Raw genomic sequence first — 16609 nt, forward strand, 5'->3', positions numbered from 1 at the left:
GATGGCAGCTGAAGGACAAGAAGAGCACGCCCTGACCGCCAGTGGTTACATCACGCACCACTTGCAGCATTTGCAGAAGAACTTCGCCTGGGAAAGCACCAAGCAGACGTCGATTGTGGACTTCAGTGTCTTCAACGTCGATTCGCTGTTCTGGTCCTTGATCATTGGGGTGATTGGCTCTTTTGTGCTGTGGTCAGTCGCGCGTCGCGCCACGTCGGGTGTGCCCGGCCGCATGCAGGCCGCCATCGAGCTGATGTACGAAATGGTCGACAACCAGGCCAAGGGCATCATCAAGAATGCCAACAGCCGCAAGGTGGTCGCGCCTTTGGCCCTGACCGTGTTCGTCTGGATCTTCCTGATGAACTTCATGGACATGCTGCCCGTCGATTTCCTGCCCCAAATCTGGCACCACGCCGGTCCTGCGCTGGGCTACGACGAGTACATGCGCGTCGTGCCCACGGCCGACCTGTCCACCACCCTGGGTTTGTCCACCAGCGTGCTGCTGATCTGCCTGTTCTACAACATCAAGATCAAGGGGCTGGGCGGTTGGTCGCATGAGCTCGTGGCCGCGCCTTTCGGTGACCACTTCCTGCTGTACCCCATCAACTTCCTGATGCAGATGATCGAATTCACCGCCAAGACCGTCTCGCACGGCATGCGGTTGTTCGGCAACATGTTCGCCGGTGAGCTGGTGTTCATGCTGATCGCCTTGATGGGTGGCGTGTGGTCCTGGCAGTTCAACCCCACCGAAGGTTATTTCTGGTTGGGCGTCGGCCACATCGCGGCCGGCACCATCTGGACCTTGTTCCACATCCTCGTGATCACGCTGCAAGCCTTCATCTTCATGATGCTGACGCTGATCTACGTGGGTCAGGCACACGATCACCATTGATCAAGCTGTAACTGGTTTTTCTGTTTTCCCTTTCTCTCTTTCATTTTTCTACTTAGGAGTCATCATGGAACATGTTCTCGGTCTCGTGGCACTGGCCTGCGGCATCATCGTTGGTCTGGGCGCTATCGGCGCTTCGATCGGTATCGCTTTGATGGGCGGCAAGTTCCTGGAGGCATCGGCTCGTCAACCTGAGCTGATCAACGAACTGCAAACCAAGATGTTCATTTTGGCTGGTCTGATCGACGCGGCCTTCCTGATCGGCGTGGCCATTGCCCTGCTGTTTGCTTTCGCCAACCCGTTCGTGCTGGCTTGAGTCACCCCGAACCTTTCACGACTGAAAGGCTCGCGCCGTGAATATCAACGCAACACTCTTCCTCCAGGCCATCGTCTTTGCGATCCTGGTGTGGTTTACCACGCGCTACATTTGGCCTCCTCTGACCAAGGCCCTGGATGAGCGTGCTCGCAAGATCGCTGACGGTCTGGCTGCGGCCGACAAGGCCAAGTCCGAATTGGCCGTGACCAACAAGCGCGTCGAAGAGCAGCTCGCCCAGACCCGGGAAGAAAGCACCAAGCGCATTGCTGACGCTGAAAAGCGTGCCCTGGCCATCGTCGAGGACGCCAAAAAGCGTGCCGCCGACGAAGGCGCCAAGATCATCGCTGCTGCCCAGGCTGAGGCCGAGCAGCAAGTGGTCCGGGCCCGCGAGTCGCTGCGTGAGCAAGTGGCCACACTGGCGGTCAAGGGCGCTGAGCAGATCCTGCAAAGAGAAGTCAACGCTGGCGTTCACGCCGAGCTGTTGAACCGTCTCCAGACGGAGCTCTGAGCATGGCTGAGCTGGCAACCATCGCGCGCCCCTATGCCGAAGCCCTCTTCAAGGTCGCCCAACAGGGTGACTTGAAGAGCTGGTCTGGGCAGGTGGAGGCGCTGGCCAACGTCGCGGCTGATCGTCAGCTGCGCGCGTTTGCCGACAACCCCAAGACCCTGCCCGCGCAGGTGTTCGATGTGTTGACGGCCGCTGCCAACCAGCCGCTCGATCCCAACATGCAGAATTTCCTGCGTGTGGTGATCGACAACGGTCGGCTGGCCGCGTTGCCTGAAATCATCGGGCAGTTTCACGCCTTGGTGAACGCCAGTACCGGTGTGTCCGATGCCAAGATCTTCAGCGCTTACCCGCTGGATCAGGCTCAGCTCACCAACGTGGTCAGCGCGCTCGAAAAGCGCTTTGGCCGCAAGCTGGTCGCCACCGTGGAAATCGAGCCCGCCCTGATCGGTGGCATCCGTGTGGTCGTCGGTGACGAAGCCCTGGACACCTCGGTCAAAGCCCGACTGGAACGCATGAAGGCCGCCTTAACAGCCTGATTGACGCTACTTGCGCCGCATCGACACAACTGGATCGACCTTATCCGTCGGGTTGTCTCAGGTGTGCACTTGAGACAGATTGACCCAACTGGGAGCTAAGCATGCAATTGAATCCCGCCGAAATTTCTGAACTGATCAAAAGCCGCATCGAGGGCCTGAGTGCATCTGCGGACCTCCACAACCAAGGCACCGTGCTGTCGGTGACCGACGGCATCGTCCGCGTCCATGGCTTGTCCAATGCGATGCAGGGCGAAATGCTGGAGTTCCCCTCCACCGCCAACGGCACCCCGACCTTCGGTCTGGCCCTGAATCTTGAGCGTGACTCTGTCGGCGCCGTGATCCTGGGCGAGTACGAACACATCTCCGAAGGCGATACCGTGAAGTGCACGGGCCGCATTCTGGAAGTGCCAGTCGGCCCCGAGTTGATTGGCCGTGTGGTCAACGCCCTCGGTCAGCCGATCGACGGCAAGGGCCCGATCAACGCCAAGATCAGCTCGCCCATCGAGAAGATCGCCCCAGGCGTGATCGCCCGCGAATCGGTGTCGCAGCCTCTGCAAACCGGCCTGAAGTCCATCGACTCGATGGTGCCCGTGGGCCGTGGTCAGCGCGAGCTGATCATTGGTGACCGCCAGACCGGCAAGACGGCCGTCGCGATCGACGCCATCATCAGCCAGAAGGGCCAAGGCGTCACTTGTATCTATGTCGCCATCGGCCAGAAGGCCTCGTCGATCAAGAACGTGGTGCGCTCGCTGGAAAACGCTGGCGCGATGGAATACACCATCGTGGTGGCCGCTTCGGCTTCTGAATCGGCCGCCATGCAGTTCGTGTCGCCCTACTCGGGTTGCGCGATGGGCGAGTACTTCCGCGACCGTGGCGAAGACGCCCTGATCGTGTATGACGACCTGTCCAAGCAAGCCGTGGCTTACCGCCAAGTGTCGCTGCTGCTGCGCCGTCCTCCAGGCCGCGAAGCTTTCCCTGGCGACGTGTTCTACATCCACTCGCGCCTGCTGGAGCGTGCAGCCCGCGTGAACGCCGACTACGTCGAAGCCTTCACCAAGGGTGAAGTCAAGGGCAAGACGGGTTCGCTGACGGCACTGCCCATCATCGAAACGCAAGCCGGTGACGTGTCGGCCTTCGTGCCCACCAACGTGATCTCGATCACCGACGGCCAGATCTTCCTGGAAACCAGCCTGTTCAACGCCGGCATCCGCCCCGCCATCAACGCCGGTATCTCGGTGTCGCGCGTCGGTGGTGCTGCCCAGACCAAGCTGATCAAGAACCTGTCCGGCGGTATCCGCACCGACTTGGCCCAGTACCGTGAACTGGCTGCGTTCGCGCAGTTCGCTTCCGACCTGGACGAAGCCACCCGCAAGCAGCTGGACCGTGGTGCCCGCGTGACCGAGCTGCTCAAGCAGGCTCAGTACTCGCCGCTGCCGATCTCGCTGATGGGCGCCACCCTGTTCGCCGTGAACAAGGGTTACATGGACAACGTCGACGTCAAGAAGATCCTGGCCTTTGAATCTGGTTTGCACCAGTTCCTCAAGACCAGCCACGCTGCCCTGTTGGCCAAACTCGAACAGACCAAGGCGCTCGACAAGGACGCTGAAGCCGAGCTTCAGTCGGCCATCGTGGCGTTCAAGAAGTCGTTCGCCTGATCAGGAGCACGTCATGGCGGCAGGCAAGGAAATACGCGGCAAGATCAAGAGCGTAGAGAACACCAAGAAGATCACCAAGGCCATGGAAATGGTCGCGGCTTCGAAGATGCGCAAGGCGCAGGAACGCATGCGCTCCGCCCGCCCTTACGCTGAAAAGGTGCGCAACATCGCGGCTCATCTGTCCAAGGCCAACCCCGAGTACATCCATCCCTTCCAGATCGCCAATCCGGGCGCCAAGAAGGTTGGACTGATCGTGGTGACCACGGACAAAGGCCTGTGCGGTGGTCTCAACACCAACGTGCTGCGTGGTGTGACGACGACGCTGAAAGAACTCGACGCGCAAGGCAAGTCTGCCGAGATCGTGGCGATCGGCAACAAGGGCTTCGGCTTTGCCAACCGCATCGGTGCCAAGGTGGTGGCGCACGTGACCCAATTGGGTGACACGCCTCACCTTGAAAAGCTGATCGGCCCCGTCAAGGTGTTGCTCGACGCGTACGCGGCGGGCGAGCTGGCCTCGGTGCAGATCTGCTACACCCGTTTCATCAACACGATGAAGCAAGAAGCGTTGGTCGAGCAGTTGCTGCCTTTGAAGGCCGAGACACTGGCTTCCGAGCCAGCCCATCAGTGGGACTACATTTACGAGCCCGACGCCAAGTCGGTGATCGATGACCTGCTGGTGCGCTACGTTGAAGCACTGATCTTCCAGGCTGTGGCCGAGAACATGGCGTCCGAGCAATCGGCGCGCATGGTGGCCATGAAGTCCGCAACCGACAACGCTGGTTCTGTGATCGCTGAGCTCAAGCTCATCTACAACAAGACCCGCCAGGCGGCGATCACCAAAGAATTGTCCGAAATCGTGGCCGGTGCGGCTGCGGTCTGACCCAGATTTAATTGATTGAAGGAACCAAAATGGCTGACACTCAAGCTGTAGGTAAGGTCGTTCAGTGCATTGGCGCCGTGGTGGACGTGGAGTTTCCCCGTGACCAGATGCCCAAGGTGTACGACGCCTTGAAGATGGATGGCTCTGCCCTGACGTTGGAAGTCCAGCAACTGCTGGGCGACGGCGTGGTGCGCACCATTGCGCTGGGCTCGTCCGACGGCCTGCGTCGCGGCATCATGGTGTACAACACCAAGGCGGCGATCACCGTGCCAGTGGGCCCCGCCACGCTGGGCCGGATCATGGACGTGCTGGGCGCGCCCATCGACGAACGTGGTCCTGTGGACCATGCTCAAACCGCCTCCATCCACCGCAAGGCCCCTGCGTACGACGAACTGTCGCCATCGCAAGAGCTGCTGGAAACCGGCATCAAGGTGATCGACCTGGTCTGCCCGTTCGCCAAGGGCGGCAAGGTGGGTCTGTTCGGTGGCGCCGGTGTGGGCAAGACCGTGAACATGATGGAACTCATCAACAACATTGCCAAGGCCCACAGCGGTCTGTCGGTGTTCGCTGGTGTGGGTGAGCGTACCCGTGAGGGCAACGACTTCTATCACGAAATGGCTGATTCGGGCGTCGTGAACCTGGAGAACCTGGGCGAGTCCAAGGTCGCCATGGTCTACGGTCAGATGAACGAACCCCCAGGCAACCGTCTGCGCGTGGCGCTGACCGGCCTGACGATCGCCGAGTCGTTCCGTGACGAAGGCAAGGACGTGCTGTTCTTCGTGGACAACATCTACCGCTACACCCTGGCCGGCACCGAAGTGTCCGCACTGCTGGGCCGCATGCCTTCCGCCGTGGGTTACCAACCTACCCTGGCCGAAGAAATGGGCCGCTTGCAAGAGCGCATCACCTCGACCAAGGTCGGTTCGATCACCTCCATCCAGGCCGTTTACGTGCCAGCGGATGACTTGACCGACCCATCGCCTGCCACGACCTTCGCTCACTTGGATTCCACCGTGGTGCTGTCGCGTGACATCGCTTCGCTGGGCATCTACCCCGCCGTGGACCCGCTGGACTCGACCTCGCGTCAGCTGTCCCCGAACGTGGTCGGCGAAGAGCATTACAACGTGGCCCGCGCCGTGCAAGGCACGCTGCAGCGCTACAAGGAACTGCGCGACATCATCGCCATTCTGGGCATGGACGAGCTGGCACCTGAAGACAAGCTGATCGTCTCGCGTGCTCGCAAGATCCAGCGCTTCCTGTCGCAGCCTTTCCACGTCGCTGAAGTGTTCACGGGTTCGCCCGGCAAGTACGTGCCCCTGTCTGAAACCATCCGTGGCTTCAAGGGCATCGTGGCTGGCGAATACGACAGCCTGCCGGAACAAGCGTTCTACATGGTTGGCACCATCGACGAAGCCGTTGAAAAGGCCAAGGGCATGCAATAAGCCGGCGAGGGGGCAACCCCTTGTCCGCTTGTTGATGATCCCCGATCCGATTCACTCCTTCGAGAAAGCCCGTTATGTCCAACACCATTCACGTTGACGTTGTTTCGGCGGAAGAGTCCATCTTCTCCGGCGAAGCCACGTTGGTGTCGCTGCCCGGTGAGTCCGGCGAGCTTGGCATCCTGCCCCGTCACACGCCTTTGATCACCCGCATCAAGGCTGGCGCCGTGCGCATCCAGCGCGCCGACAACAACGAAGAAGAGTTCGTCTTTGTGGCTGGCGGCATCCTGGAAGTGCAGCCTGGCACCGTGACGGTGTTGGCCGACACGGCCATCCGCGGCAAGGACCTCGACGAGTCCAAGGCCAACGAAGCCAAGCGCCTGGCGCAGGAAGCCGTTCAGAACGCCAAGGGCGACCTGGACCTGGCCAAGGCCCAGAGCGAACTGCAGATCATGGTGGCCCAGTTGGCGGCCCTCCAGCGCTTGCGCAAGAAGTGATCTGAACAGCCTCCTTCTTCAAAAGCCCGCCACTGCGCGGGCTTTTTTCATGGTGGCGTGTGTTGGCCACGGGCCTGGCCCGCGCTGGCTTCGCGCACCGCCATGGGCGTCATGCCGGTCCATCGGCGCACGGCACGGTGGAAGGAGCTGGTCTCGGCGTAACCGGCCTCGGCGGCGATCCGTGCCAGTGGCAGGTCGGTCAGGCGCAGTTGCATCAAGGCGCGCTCTTTGCGGGCTTCTTCCACCAGGCCTTTGAAGGTCAGTCCCTGAGCCGCCAGCTGGCGCTGCACATGCCTGGCCGGACCCGGGCTGAGGCCGCTGTCGTGCAACCCTGTGCAGACGAGTTCCAGTGTGGGGCTCTCGCCGCGGTCCAGCGCCAGCAAGATGGCCTGCTGAACCCAGGCCTTCAAGGCGTCCACATCCTGGGTTCGGGCCTGCCACTGCCTTCGCGCCATGGCGCTCATGAGGTCGTGGATGGGCGGGTCGGCGTTCGGGTTGGCCCAGCCCAGCCAGTCGGCGGGCATCAACTCCCGGCATTGGGGTGCGCGGAAGTTCACGGGGCCGCCAATGAAGTCCTGGAAGGGGCGGACGTTCGCGGGGGGCGCGCAGGGCAGTTCAACCAGCGCGGGCACCAGGTCGCGGCCGGACACCCAGCGTGCAAAGCCCAGGCGCGAGGCGGTGAAGAAGGACCAGAAATGGTAGTCGTCGGGCAAGGGCCCCAGGGCCTCGTGGCGAGCTTCCAGGTGGGCTCCAACCACGCTGAAGTGGCCGCGCAACTCGGTGCAGAGCAGGCTTTGCAATTGTTCGAACAAGGCCAGGCCATCACCCCCCACGGTGCAGCTCATGAGGGCGTAGCCCAGTGAGCCGAGGTGGGTGGGGCGCACCAGGCTGGCCACGTGCAGGCCGATGTGCTCATCGCCCAGCCGCTGAGACGCCTTGGCCAGGGCCTGGCTCAAACGCCATGCGGGCACACGCCGCCCCTCGTCCTGGGCTGGCGAGCTGGGCAGGGCCAGGATGTCGAGGATGGCTTGGGCATCGTGGCCTTGCGCCTGCAGGTAGTCGGCCACCACGCGCACAAAGGAGGCACTGAAGCCGGAACCGGTGGAGGCGCCGGGTGGCATCAAGGGGGGTGGGAAAACGGCGGTACTCATGAGTGACAGATGGTAACGGGGTCGTGGTGGCTTGTGCGGTCACTGTGGTGGTGTCTGCTGTCAATGACGGCCTGGCCTTGCCGCATCAACATCCAGAGACCGTTCCATGCCCGAAGGCCCACTCGATGATGATGTCTCCGCAATCCCTGGCCGCCTCGCCCATGCAGCCCCCGCCTCCCAGTCGCCATGGTGCCGACCTGGCGGTCAGCCGCCGCATGGCCGCGCGTTTGAAGATGACCATTTCCGGGCCGTGCGAGCCGAGTGAGGCGGAATGGGCCGCCATGGGCTCGGCCTTGTGGCGCGGCGACCCCTTGGCCGATGACGTGGCCCGGTGGCTGCATGAGGAGGGCATGAACGAGGGGCGCGGCCAGTTGCAGCGCGCCATGGCGCAAGGTGTGGTCGATGGCGACGGCACGCCGCCCGCCTTGCGGCGCCTGATCGAGCATGTTCAGTCCGTGCCGGATTGGGTGGACCCGGTGTTGATGGCGCGGGGCGCGCGGTTCCTGCAAAGCACCGGTTTGCACGGCATGCGTGTTCTGCGCGACGCGGGCCTGATGGCCGGCTACCAGGCCTCGGCCATCAACCAGACCCTGGTGCAGACCGGGGCCTTGAGCCGGGGCGCGCAAAAGCGGGTGTCCGAGACCACGTCGTGGTGGCTCGACTGCACCGCCGATGGCGGGCTGGTGCCCCATGGCCCAGGCTGGAGGGCCACGATGCATGTGCGCGTGATGCACGCGCTGGTGCGCCAGAATGTGCGCCAGCGCCCCACCTGGGATGCCGCGGCTTTGGGCCTGCCCATCAACCAGCTTGACCTGCAGGCCACCTACCTGGCGTTCAGCGTGGTGCAGTTGCTGGCCTTGCGCACCACGGGCTTCGTGGTGACGAAGTCGGACGCGCGTGCCGTCATGCACTTGTGGCGCTACATCGGCTGGCTGATGGGGGTGGACGAGGCATGGCTCTGTGATGACGAAATGCAGGGGCGTGTTCACCTCTACCGCAACCTGATCAGCCAGGCACCTCCCGATGCCAGCAGCGTGGCCTTGGGCCGGGCCTTGATGGACGAGCCACTGCAACGGCACTATGCCTGGGGACATGCCTGGCGGGGGCATTTCGACAAGGCGCGCCACCTCAGCCTGGTCCGTTGGTTCGTGGGCCGCGAGGGCATGGGGCACCTGGGCTTGCCCTCGGCCTTGCCCTGGTACCCGCTGCTGACTTTCCTGCCTTTGTTGATCGCATCGGGCCTGCCGCGCCTGCTGCCTGGATCGCTGGGGGAGCGGGCCGCCCGCATCCGGCGAACGCAGTCGGCCTACTGGCGCCAGGAAATGGGGGGTGGCAAGCCGCGGGAGCATTGCCCTAGACTGTAGGGCTATCCCACGGAGACCCGACGATGTCCACCGCGCGCCCCGCCGCCAAGCCCAGTGTCAAGAAGACCGCCCCGAAGAAGAAAGCTACTGCGCCTTTGAGCGTTCAGGACTACCTTCAAAAAATCCTGACCAGCCGGGTGTACGACGTGGCCATTGAAAGCCCGCTGGACGAGGCGCGAGACCTGTCGCGGCGCCTGGGCCACCACGTGTTCCTCAAGCGCGAAGACAAGCAGCCGGTGTTCAGCTTCAAGCTGCGCGGCGCCTACAACAAGATGGCCAAGCTCAGCCCCAAGGCATTGGCCAAGGGCGTGATCTGTGCCTCGGCCGGGAATCACGCGCAGGGCGTGGCCATGGGCGCCCGGCGCCTGGGTTGCCAGGCGATCATCGTGATGCCTGTGACCACGCCGCAGGTCAAGATCGACGCGGTGGCCCGCTTTGGCGGCGACAACGTCCAGATCGTGCTGCATGGCGAGAGCTACTCCGACGCCGCCCTGCACGCCAAGGCGCTGGAGCAGAAAAAGGGCCTGACCTTCGTCCACCCCTTCGACGACCCGGACGTGATCGCTGGGCAAGGTACGGTGGCCATGGAGATCCTGCGCCAGCATTCCGGCCCCATCGACGCGGTGTTCGTGGCCATTGGCGGTGGCGGTCTGATCAGCGGCGTGGCCGCCTACATCAAGGCCGTGCGCCCGGAGATCAAGGTGATCGGCGTGCAGACCAATGATTCCGACGCGATGGCGCGCTCGGTCAAATCCGGCAAGCGCATCACCCTGGCCGACGTGGGCCTGTTCGCCGATGGCACGGCTGTCAAGCTGGTGGGCGAAGAAACCCTGCGCCTGACCCGCGAGCTGGTCGACGAGTTCGTGGTGGTGACCACCGACGAGGTCTGCGCCGCCATCAAGGACATCTACCAGGACACGCGCTCCATCGTTGAGCCATCAGGTGCGATGGGCGTGGCGGGGCTGAAGCAGTATGCGGCGCGCCATGGCGGCCAGGGCCGCACTTACGTCGCCATCAATTGCGGCGCCAACATGAACTTCGACCGCCTGCGCTTTGTGGCCGAGCGGGCCGAGGTGGGCGAGCAGCGCGAAGCCTTGCTGGCGGTCACCATCCCTGAAGAGCGCGGTTCGTTCAAGCGCTTTTGCGAGCTGATCGGACCGCGCAGCGTCACCGAGTTCAACTACCGCATCTCGGATGAACAAGAGGCGCATGTCTTCCTGGGCGTCAGTGTCAAAGGCAAAGGCGAATCAGGCCGCCTGGCGCAGGAGTTCGAATCGCAAGGGTTTGCCGCGGTGGATTTGACCCAGGACGAGCTGGCCAAGACGCACATTCGCCATATGGTGGGGGGGCGCTCCGGCTTGGCCGAAGGCGAGCGCCTGTTCCGTTTCGAGTTTCCGGAGCGGCCGGGTGCCTTGATGAAGTTCCTGACCAGCTTGCCGCCGGGCTGGAACATCAGCCTGTTCCATTACCGCAACCAGGGCGCCGATTTTGGCCGGATCCTGGTGGGCTTGCAGGTGCCCAAGCAGGACACCAAGGCCATCAAGCCTTTGCTGGATGCGCTGGGTCACGTCTACGTGGACGAGACGCGCAACCCGGTGTACCGCTTGTTCTTGCGCTGAAAAATCAGAGCGGGCGGTTGCCGCCCGGGCCAATCGGCTGAGGCATGCCTTCAGGCGTGCCGGCCATGCCCGAGTTGATGTCAGGCCTGGCGCCGGGCATCTGCTGGGGTGGTGGCGGCTCGGTGCTGAAGCCCGTGGGCGGCGGCAAGGAGCCAGTGGCGGCGGCTGGCAGCAAGGGCAGGTCCAGCCTGACGGCGGCAGGCCCGGCAGCAGGCCCGATCTCGGCGCCCCGCTGGTTGACGCTCAGCAGAACCATGTCGCCATCGACCGAGGCACCAGCACGCACGGCGCGGGCGGGTTTGCCGTCAACCGACAACAAGGCCAATCCGCCCTTGTCGCCTTCGTGGCGCGGGGCCACCACACCCAGCAACTTGATGCGTTCCGCCAACATGGACGCGGCAGTGGGGTCGGGTTGCCCGGGGTCGGCGGCCGCGGCAGGGCCGGTCAGCAATTTGCGCATGTCGCCACGGGCGGCGTTGTCCAGGGACACAGCGGTGGCGTTGGACGGGACGGCCGTGGGTTGTGCCAGCCAGCGAAGGCCCCAATAGGCCAGGCTGGCCGCGACGGCGGCCCAAATGAGGAGGGCGAGGATGCGAGATGCCATATTCCGGCCATTATCATCCTTGTTGATCAGTCCGAGGCGTGAAAACAGGGCCCAAGACCTCGGGTTGATCCCGCATAAGATGCCCCTCAAGCTCGGGCATGCTTGCGACCTCGTCCGCGCTGGGGAACCTCTCCGGCGTTCTGGGCTCTTATCTCTCAGTCAAGTCACCACACGGATTCTGCGCATGAAGATGTTCGCCCGACCCACTCAGCACCACCTCCGGGGCGCGGCCCGGGCCCTGTCGCGGGGCTTCACCCTGATCGAACTGATGGTCGTGCTGGTGATCATCGGCCTGCTGGCCGCCCTGATCGTGCCCAATGTGCTGGAGCGCGCCGACGATGCCCGCGTCACGGCGGCCAAAACCGACGTGAGCAACCTCATGCAGGCCCTCAAGCTGTACCGCCTGGACAACCAGCGCTATCCAACAGGCGAGCAAGGTTTGCAGGCGCTGGTGACCAGGCCCACGGCTTCGCCTGTTCCGGCCAACTGGAAGCCTTACCTCGAAAAGCTGCCCAACGACCCCTGGGGCGCCAACTATCAATATGTCAACCCCGGCGTGAAGGGCACGGTTGACGTTTTCAGTTTTGGCGCCGACGGCCAAAGCGGTGGTGAAGGCAAGGATGCCGACATCGGATCCTGGCAGTAAGTTGCCATCCCAGCCCCAATCGGCGCGCGGCTTCACGCTGCTCGAACTCATGGTCGTGGTCGCGTTGATCGCGATCACCACGGCCGTCGTCTCTTTCGCCGTCCCCGATCCCTCTTCCACCCGCCTGGAGCGCGAGGCTGCCCGCTTGACCGCCATCCTGGAGTCGGCGCGAGTGCAGGCGCGTGCCGGGGCCATGACCATCCGCTGGGTGCCCGAGCCCAATGGCAGGGGCGATGACTACCAGTTCATCGGTTTGCCCGAGGCCTTCATGCCCCCCCTGAAATGGGATGCGCGCGAGATCAAGGCCGAGGTGGTGAACGGCGGCATCGGCATCGGCATGAAGAAAAGCATCGTCCTGGGGCCGGAGCCCGTGATTGGCGCTCAAAGCATCATCTTGCGTCTGGAAGATCGGCAGATCATCATTGGCACCGATGGGCTCAATCCTTTTGACGTGATCACGGGCGCGCCCGGCGAAGCCGACCAGGACGGGGGTGATCGTGCGCCAGCATGATGAGCAGCGGTCCATGGTCGGCATGACGCTGATCGAAGTGCTGGTGGCTCTGGCGATCGTGGCGATCACCCTGTCGGCTGGCATCAAGGCCGCAGGCGGTTTGACCTTGAATGCCCAGCGGGTGGCTGACCTGACCGTGGCGCAGTGGTGTGTTGAAAACCAGTTGTTCGAATTGAAGAGGAACGCCACCTTTCCGGACGTGGGTGACAGCGAATTCAAGTGCCAGCAACTGGGTCGTGCGTTCACCGGCAAGCAGGCGGTGCGGCCCACCGTCAATGCCAACAATTTCAGGCGCATCGAGGTGCAGGTGCTGGACGAGGAGGGGCAGTCGGTGGTCAAGGTGATCACCGTGCTGCCCAGGCCATGAAGCGCCCTCTCTCCAACGTGGGCTTCACGCTCATCGAAGTGCTGGTGGCCTTGGTGATCCTGTCGGTCATGGCGGCCACGGCCTTCAAGGGCATGGACAGCATCAGCCGGGCCCGCGAAGTGGCGGAGGGCAAGCTCAAGCGCACCCTGCGTTTGCAATCGGTGATGACCCAGTGGGACGCCGACATGGCCTCGGTGATCGACATCCCGACCTTGAAAACCGGCGCCATCCAGGGGCAAAGGTCGTTCTTGTTCAATGGCAGTTACCTGCGCTTGACCCGGCAGGCGCCAGGTGGCGTGCAGGTGGTGGCTTGGAGCTTGCGCGATGGGCGTTGGGAGCGTTGGGCTGGCCCGCCCGTCACCACGGTGGGCGAGCTGGAGGCCCAGTGGACGCAGGCCGATCAGTTGAAAGGCACCGAGCCGGGCACCTTGATCATGCTGAAAGGTGCTTTGCAGTGGCAGATGAGCTTTTACATTGGTGTGAGCGGGGGTACTCTCAGTCAGAGTAACCCGCAGTCCACAGGAAACAACCAGCTGCCCGTGGCGGTGCGTTCAATCCTGACCTTGGGGCCTGCCAGCGGCTTCGAGGGCGTGGCCACGCGCGATACTTTTCTGGCCGCTCATTGAGGCGATGACATGAAGCACTCCCAACCTTCCAGGCTGCTGCTGCGACAACGCGGCGCGGCCTTGTTGATGGCCATGGTCATCGTGACCGTGGTGGCCACCATCGCTTCGTCGATGGTGTGGCAGCAATGGCGGGCGGTGCAGGTGGAATCGGCCGAGCGTGGTCGCCAACAATCCGAGTGGTTGCTGGTGGGCGCCCTCGATTTCGCGCGCCTGATATTGAAGGACGACGGGCAACGCATGCAGACGGGGGGGCAGCCGGAGCCGACCCATTTGGCGCAGAACTGGGCCCGGGATATGAAGGAAGTGCGCCTGTCCACCTTCCTGGCGGTGGACAAGGACAACACCGACGATGCGCCTGATGCATTCTTGTCGGTAAAGGCGGTGGACGTGAATGCCCGCTACAACCTGCGCAATTTGTTGCTGATCAGCCCCAACCCTGGTCTGGTGGATGTGGATCCGCAGCAGGTCAAGGTGCTGCGCGACTTGTTCACCAGCATCAATTTGCCGCCCGATTTGGCGCCGCAGATCGCCGAAGCCCTGAGAAAAGCGACCTTGGCCGCCATGGACACGACGCAATCCTTCGCGGCCCTGGGCGGGGAGTCTGGCCGGGCGGCCGCGCCGTTGATGCCCCAGCGGCTGGATCAATTGACCTGGCTGCTGCCCAGGCTGGGCGCCGACACGGTGGAGCGCATGCGCCCCTACGTGGCTTTGTTGCCTTACCCCAACGTGCCGCAGGGGGGCATCACACACATCAATGTCAACACCGCGCCCAAGGAAGTCATCGCGGCGGTGTGGGGCATTGACACGGCCACGGCCGAGAAAATTGTGAGGGCTCGGCAAAGCCACTATTTTGAAGATGATGAGGATGCCAAAAAGCAGGTGCCCGCCACAGTGCCCTTTCCTACGGATGCGATCAAAGTGACCTCGGAGTATTTCGAGGTGACCAGCATACTTAGGCTTGAAGATCAGATCATGAAGAACCGGCATTTGGTCAGGCGACAAGGCCAGAACAAGCAGGTCGACGTGATTGTGATGAATCAGGAGCGCTTTTCGGGCGTTGATCCTGGCAACTGACAAGACAGTATCTATCCTTAAACGTGCCTTATTTCGCGCCTCCTACAATGCCAAGGCATCTACCCTTGATGTGTGGTTCCCTTTTCGACCCCTTTGACTGCTGGGCATGAGCATCCTCATCCTTCAACTACCAGCGCGTTCGCGCCTGAATGCCGACTTGGCCGTGGCGGAGCCGACCTCGTCGGCGGCCCAGGCGACCAAGGAGTACGCGTACGTGCTCAGCGCCGATGGGCAGACCGTGACCCGGCAGGGGCGATGTGCCTTGTCCATGGTGCCGCGCGCCGACACGGTGGTCGCGGTGTTGGCGCCAACCGACATCAGCTGGCACCGCCTGACGGTGCCCAAGGCCCCCGCCGCGCGCCTGCGCGCCGCCCTGGCCAGCATGCTGGAAGAGGCCATGCTGACCGATCCCGAAGACATGCACCTGGCCCTGGCCCCTGCGGCCAAGGCCGGTCAGCCCGCCTGGATCGCCGCCTGCGACCTGACCTGGCTGACCAGCCAGTTGATGCTGCTGGAGAAAGCCAAGCTGCGCGTGGACCGCGTGGCTCCCGCCGTGTGGCCCGATGAGCCCGCCACCGGTTATTTCCATGAAGTCCATGAAGCTGGCAGTGGCGCCGCCCCTGATCGGGGCCTGGAAATCGTCCTGACCTGGTCCACCCTGGACGGCGTGGCCAGCTGGCCCTTGACGGGTGGCTTGTCGCGCGCCCTGGTGCCCGAAGCCTTGCCGCCGCAAACCCGTTTTTTTGCCACGCCGCAAGTGGCCTCTCCGGCCGAACGCTGGCTGGGCCAGGCCGTGACCGTGCAAACGCAGTCCGAGCATTTGCTGCAAGCCAACCGCTCGCTTTGGAACCTGTTGCAATTTGACCTCACCCCCAACAGCAAAGGCTTCAACGCGGTGTCTGACCGCTGGCGCCAGTTCCTGAGCCCGCAATGGCGCCCGGTGCGGGTGGGCATGGCGGCTTTGGTGGTGGCCCAGGTGCTGGGTTTGAACCTGTGGGCCTGGCAGCAGGAGCGCCAGCTCAAGCTCAAGAAGGCCGAGATGACCAGCATCCTGAAGCAGGCCCATCCGCAGGTTCAGGTGATCCTGGATCCGGCCGTGCAGATGCAGCGCGAAACCGAAGCCTTGCGCGCGGTGGCGGGCCAGCCTGGTGACAACGACCTGGAAGGATTGATGTCCCTGGTGGCCAGCGCCTGGCCCAACGACACGCCTTCCGCCAACCTGCAATACGACGGCACGAGCCTGACCCTGGCGCCGCCACCGGCCTGGGGCCCTTCGGACATCGACCAGTTCCGCAGCAAGCTGTCGGCCACGGGCGCCCAGGTGGAGGTGGCCGAAGGCCGCCTGACCGTGCGCCGTGGCTCGCGCAGTTGAGCCGATCGCCATTGACACCGACCTATGAGCACTGAATCAGAAGCCACCTCCTTCAACGTCCTGCGTCAGCAGTGGCTGGCGCGCTGGACCGCGATGGCCCCGCGTGAGCGCCAGATGGCGCAGGTGGCCGCGGCCCTGGTGTTGCTGACCGTGCTGGTGCTGGTCTTCATCCGCCCGGCCTTGAAAAGCATGCAGCAAACGCCCGCGCAATTGCGCGAGATCAGCACCCAGGTGGGTCGCATGCGCGCCATGGCGGACGAGGCTCAAGTTCTGCGGCAGCAACCGCCCGTGCCCCCCGTCCAGGCTGAAGCCGCCCTGAAGGCGGCCACGGAACGGCTGGGCGCGGCAGCCAGGATGAGCATCCAGGGTGACCGGGCCACGGTCGAGTTCACCAAGGTGCTGGGGGCATCGTTGGCCGATTGGCTGGCGGAGGTCCGCGTGGCCGCCCGTGCGCGGCCTCTGGAGGCCAACCTGGCGCAGTCGGAGCCTGGTCATTATTCGGGCACCGTGGTGCTGGGCCTGGCCCCTGGGCAGGCGGCGCCTCGCTGAGCAGGA

The 16609-nt window shown here is 63.5% G+C and carries 19 protein-coding genes; 17 read left to right on the plus strand and 2 right to left on the minus strand.

Going from position 1 to position 16609, the window contains the following annotated elements; translation table 11 throughout:
• The first annotated feature begins 1 nt into the window (after nucleotide 1).
• From atpB to Q7V20_RS01175, 8 genes are all read left to right on the plus strand, one after another.
• Nucleotides 2-892 (plus strand): F0F1 ATP synthase subunit A, encoded by an 891-nt coding sequence (atpB, locus tag Q7V20_RS01140; protein ID WP_304786295.1) that lies wholly within the window; start codon nucleotides 2-4, stop codon nucleotides 890-892.
• 64 nt (nucleotides 893-956) lie between these two features.
• Complete coding sequence (gene atpE, locus Q7V20_RS01145; RefSeq protein ID WP_290661119.1) at nucleotides 957-1205, plus strand: F0F1 ATP synthase subunit C; 249 nt, start codon at nucleotides 957-959, stop codon at nucleotides 1203-1205.
• A gap of 37 nt (nucleotides 1206-1242) precedes the next feature.
• Nucleotides 1243-1713, plus strand: a complete 471-nt coding sequence (locus Q7V20_RS01150; protein ID WP_304786299.1) for a F0F1 ATP synthase subunit B — start codon at nucleotides 1243-1245, stop codon at nucleotides 1711-1713.
• Nucleotides 1714-1715: 2 nt separating this feature from the next.
• Entirely contained in the window at nucleotides 1716-2249 is a 534-nt protein-coding gene (locus tag Q7V20_RS01155) for a F0F1 ATP synthase subunit delta (RefSeq protein ID WP_304786302.1), read from the plus strand.
• A 101-nt stretch (nucleotides 2250-2350) separates the two neighbouring features.
• Nucleotides 2351-3904, plus strand: coding sequence for a F0F1 ATP synthase subunit alpha (gene atpA, locus Q7V20_RS01160; RefSeq protein WP_304786304.1), 1554 nt, complete (start codon nucleotides 2351-2353; stop codon nucleotides 3902-3904).
• A gap of 13 nt (nucleotides 3905-3917) precedes the next feature.
• Entirely contained in the window at nucleotides 3918-4784 is an 867-nt protein-coding gene (gene atpG / locus Q7V20_RS01165) for a F0F1 ATP synthase subunit gamma (RefSeq protein WP_304786306.1), read from the plus strand.
• 29 nt (nucleotides 4785-4813) lie between these two features.
• Nucleotides 4814-6226 (plus strand): F0F1 ATP synthase subunit beta, encoded by a 1413-nt coding sequence (gene atpD, locus Q7V20_RS01170; RefSeq protein ID WP_304786308.1) that lies wholly within the window; start codon nucleotides 4814-4816, stop codon nucleotides 6224-6226.
• 74 nt (nucleotides 6227-6300) lie between these two features.
• The gene (locus tag Q7V20_RS01175; protein ID WP_304786310.1) at nucleotides 6301-6720 is read left to right on the plus strand and encodes a F0F1 ATP synthase subunit epsilon; all 420 of its coding nucleotides are present in this window, start codon (nucleotides 6301-6303) and stop codon (nucleotides 6718-6720) included.
• A gap of 47 nt (nucleotides 6721-6767) precedes the next feature.
• On the opposite strand, the gene Q7V20_RS01180 is transcribed toward Q7V20_RS01175, so the two are convergent.
• On the minus strand, nucleotides 6768-7871 hold the full coding sequence (locus Q7V20_RS01180; protein ID WP_304786312.1) for an AraC family transcriptional regulator: 1104 nt from the start codon (nucleotides 7869-7871) through the stop codon (nucleotides 6768-6770).
• A gap of 125 nt (nucleotides 7872-7996) precedes the next feature.
• Here Q7V20_RS01180 and Q7V20_RS01185 point away from each other — a divergent pair, with 125 nt between their 5' ends.
• Complete coding sequence (locus Q7V20_RS01185; RefSeq protein ID WP_304786314.1) at nucleotides 7997-9235, plus strand: oxygenase MpaB family protein; 1239 nt, start codon at nucleotides 7997-7999, stop codon at nucleotides 9233-9235.
• A gap of 23 nt (nucleotides 9236-9258) precedes the next feature.
• Nucleotides 9259-10854, plus strand: a complete 1596-nt coding sequence (gene ilvA, locus Q7V20_RS01190) for a threonine ammonia-lyase, biosynthetic (RefSeq protein ID WP_304786316.1) — start codon at nucleotides 9259-9261, stop codon at nucleotides 10852-10854.
• A gap of 4 nt (nucleotides 10855-10858) precedes the next feature.
• Here the strand turns inward: ilvA and Q7V20_RS01195 are convergent, their stop codons facing one another.
• Nucleotides 10859-11458, minus strand: coding sequence for a hypothetical protein (locus Q7V20_RS01195; RefSeq protein WP_304786318.1), 600 nt, complete (start codon nucleotides 11456-11458; stop codon nucleotides 10859-10861).
• Nucleotides 11459-11642: 184 nt separating this feature from the next.
• On the opposite strand from Q7V20_RS01195, the gene gspG reads away from it, so the two are divergent.
• From gspG to gspM, 7 genes are all read left to right on the plus strand, one after another.
• Nucleotides 11643-12104, plus strand: a complete 462-nt coding sequence (gene gspG, locus Q7V20_RS01200; protein ID WP_370652382.1) for a type II secretion system major pseudopilin GspG — start codon at nucleotides 11643-11645, stop codon at nucleotides 12102-12104.
• Nucleotide 12105: 1 nt separating this feature from the next.
• Nucleotides 12106-12615, plus strand: coding sequence for a Tfp pilus assembly protein FimT/FimU (locus Q7V20_RS01205; RefSeq protein WP_304786320.1), 510 nt, complete (start codon nucleotides 12106-12108; stop codon nucleotides 12613-12615).
• Complete coding sequence (gspI, locus tag Q7V20_RS01210) at nucleotides 12602-12982, plus strand: type II secretion system minor pseudopilin GspI (RefSeq protein ID WP_304786322.1); 381 nt, start codon at nucleotides 12602-12604, stop codon at nucleotides 12980-12982. Before Q7V20_RS01205 ends, gspI begins: the two co-directional genes overlap by 14 nt.
• A complete protein-coding gene (locus Q7V20_RS01215; protein ID WP_304786324.1) occupies nucleotides 12979-13608 on the plus strand; it encodes a prepilin-type N-terminal cleavage/methylation domain-containing protein in 630 nt (209 codons plus the stop codon). Before gspI ends, Q7V20_RS01215 begins: the two co-directional genes overlap by 4 nt.
• A gap of 9 nt (nucleotides 13609-13617) precedes the next feature.
• Nucleotides 13618-14682 carry a type II secretion system minor pseudopilin GspK gene (gspK, locus tag Q7V20_RS01220; protein WP_304786326.1) on the plus strand — a complete coding sequence of 355 codons (1065 nt, stop codon included), beginning with the start codon at nucleotides 13618-13620 and terminating at the stop codon, nucleotides 14680-14682.
• Between the two features lie 106 nt (nucleotides 14683-14788).
• The gene (gene gspL, locus Q7V20_RS01225) at nucleotides 14789-16054 is read left to right on the plus strand and encodes a type II secretion system protein GspL (RefSeq protein ID WP_304786328.1); all 1266 of its coding nucleotides are present in this window, start codon (nucleotides 14789-14791) and stop codon (nucleotides 16052-16054) included.
• A gap of 24 nt (nucleotides 16055-16078) precedes the next feature.
• A complete protein-coding gene (gene gspM, locus Q7V20_RS01230; protein ID WP_304786330.1) occupies nucleotides 16079-16603 on the plus strand; it encodes a type II secretion system protein GspM in 525 nt (174 codons plus the stop codon).
• Nucleotides 16604-16609 lie beyond the last annotated feature (6 nt).

It is taken from the genome of Aquabacterium sp. (assembly GCF_030652515.1).
GTDB lineage: Bacteria > Pseudomonadota > Gammaproteobacteria > Burkholderiales > Burkholderiaceae_C > Aquabacterium.

Excerpts from the sequence above, each read along its gene's own strand:
- atpB (WP_304786295.1), top strand. The coding sequence starts at position 2 with ATGGCAGCTGAAGGACAAGAAGAGCACGCCCTGACCGCCAGTGGTTAC.
- atpE (WP_290661119.1), top strand. The coding sequence starts at position 957 with ATGGAACATGTTCTCGGTCTCGTGGCACTGGCCTGCGGCATCATCGTT.
- Q7V20_RS01155 (WP_304786302.1), top strand. The coding sequence starts at position 1,716 with ATGGCTGAGCTGGCAACCATCGCGCGCCCCTATGCCGAAGCCCTCTTC.
- atpA (WP_304786304.1), top strand. The coding sequence starts at position 2,351 with ATGCAATTGAATCCCGCCGAAATTTCTGAACTGATCAAAAGCCGCATC.
- atpG (WP_304786306.1), top strand. The coding sequence starts at position 3,918 with ATGGCGGCAGGCAAGGAAATACGCGGCAAGATCAAGAGCGTAGAGAAC.
- atpD (WP_304786308.1), top strand. The coding sequence starts at position 4,814 with ATGGCTGACACTCAAGCTGTAGGTAAGGTCGTTCAGTGCATTGGCGCC.
- Q7V20_RS01175 (WP_304786310.1), top strand. The coding sequence starts at position 6,301 with ATGTCCAACACCATTCACGTTGACGTTGTTTCGGCGGAAGAGTCCATC.
- Q7V20_RS01180 (WP_304786312.1), bottom strand. The coding sequence starts at position 7,871 with ATGAGTACCGCCGTTTTCCCACCCCCCTTGATGCCACCCGGCGCCTCC.
- Q7V20_RS01185 (WP_304786314.1), top strand. The coding sequence starts at position 7,997 with ATGATGATGTCTCCGCAATCCCTGGCCGCCTCGCCCATGCAGCCCCCG.
- ilvA (WP_304786316.1), top strand. The coding sequence starts at position 9,259 with ATGTCCACCGCGCGCCCCGCCGCCAAGCCCAGTGTCAAGAAGACCGCC.
- Q7V20_RS01195 (WP_304786318.1), bottom strand. The coding sequence starts at position 11,458 with ATGGCATCTCGCATCCTCGCCCTCCTCATTTGGGCCGCCGTCGCGGCC.
- gspG (WP_370652382.1), top strand. The coding sequence starts at position 11,643 with ATGAAGATGTTCGCCCGACCCACTCAGCACCACCTCCGGGGCGCGGCC.
- Q7V20_RS01215 (WP_304786324.1), top strand. The coding sequence starts at position 12,979 with ATGAAGCGCCCTCTCTCCAACGTGGGCTTCACGCTCATCGAAGTGCTG.
- gspK (WP_304786326.1), top strand. The coding sequence starts at position 13,618 with ATGAAGCACTCCCAACCTTCCAGGCTGCTGCTGCGACAACGCGGCGCG.
- gspL (WP_304786328.1), top strand. The coding sequence starts at position 14,789 with ATGAGCATCCTCATCCTTCAACTACCAGCGCGTTCGCGCCTGAATGCC.
- gspM (WP_304786330.1), top strand. The coding sequence starts at position 16,079 with ATGAGCACTGAATCAGAAGCCACCTCCTTCAACGTCCTGCGTCAGCAG.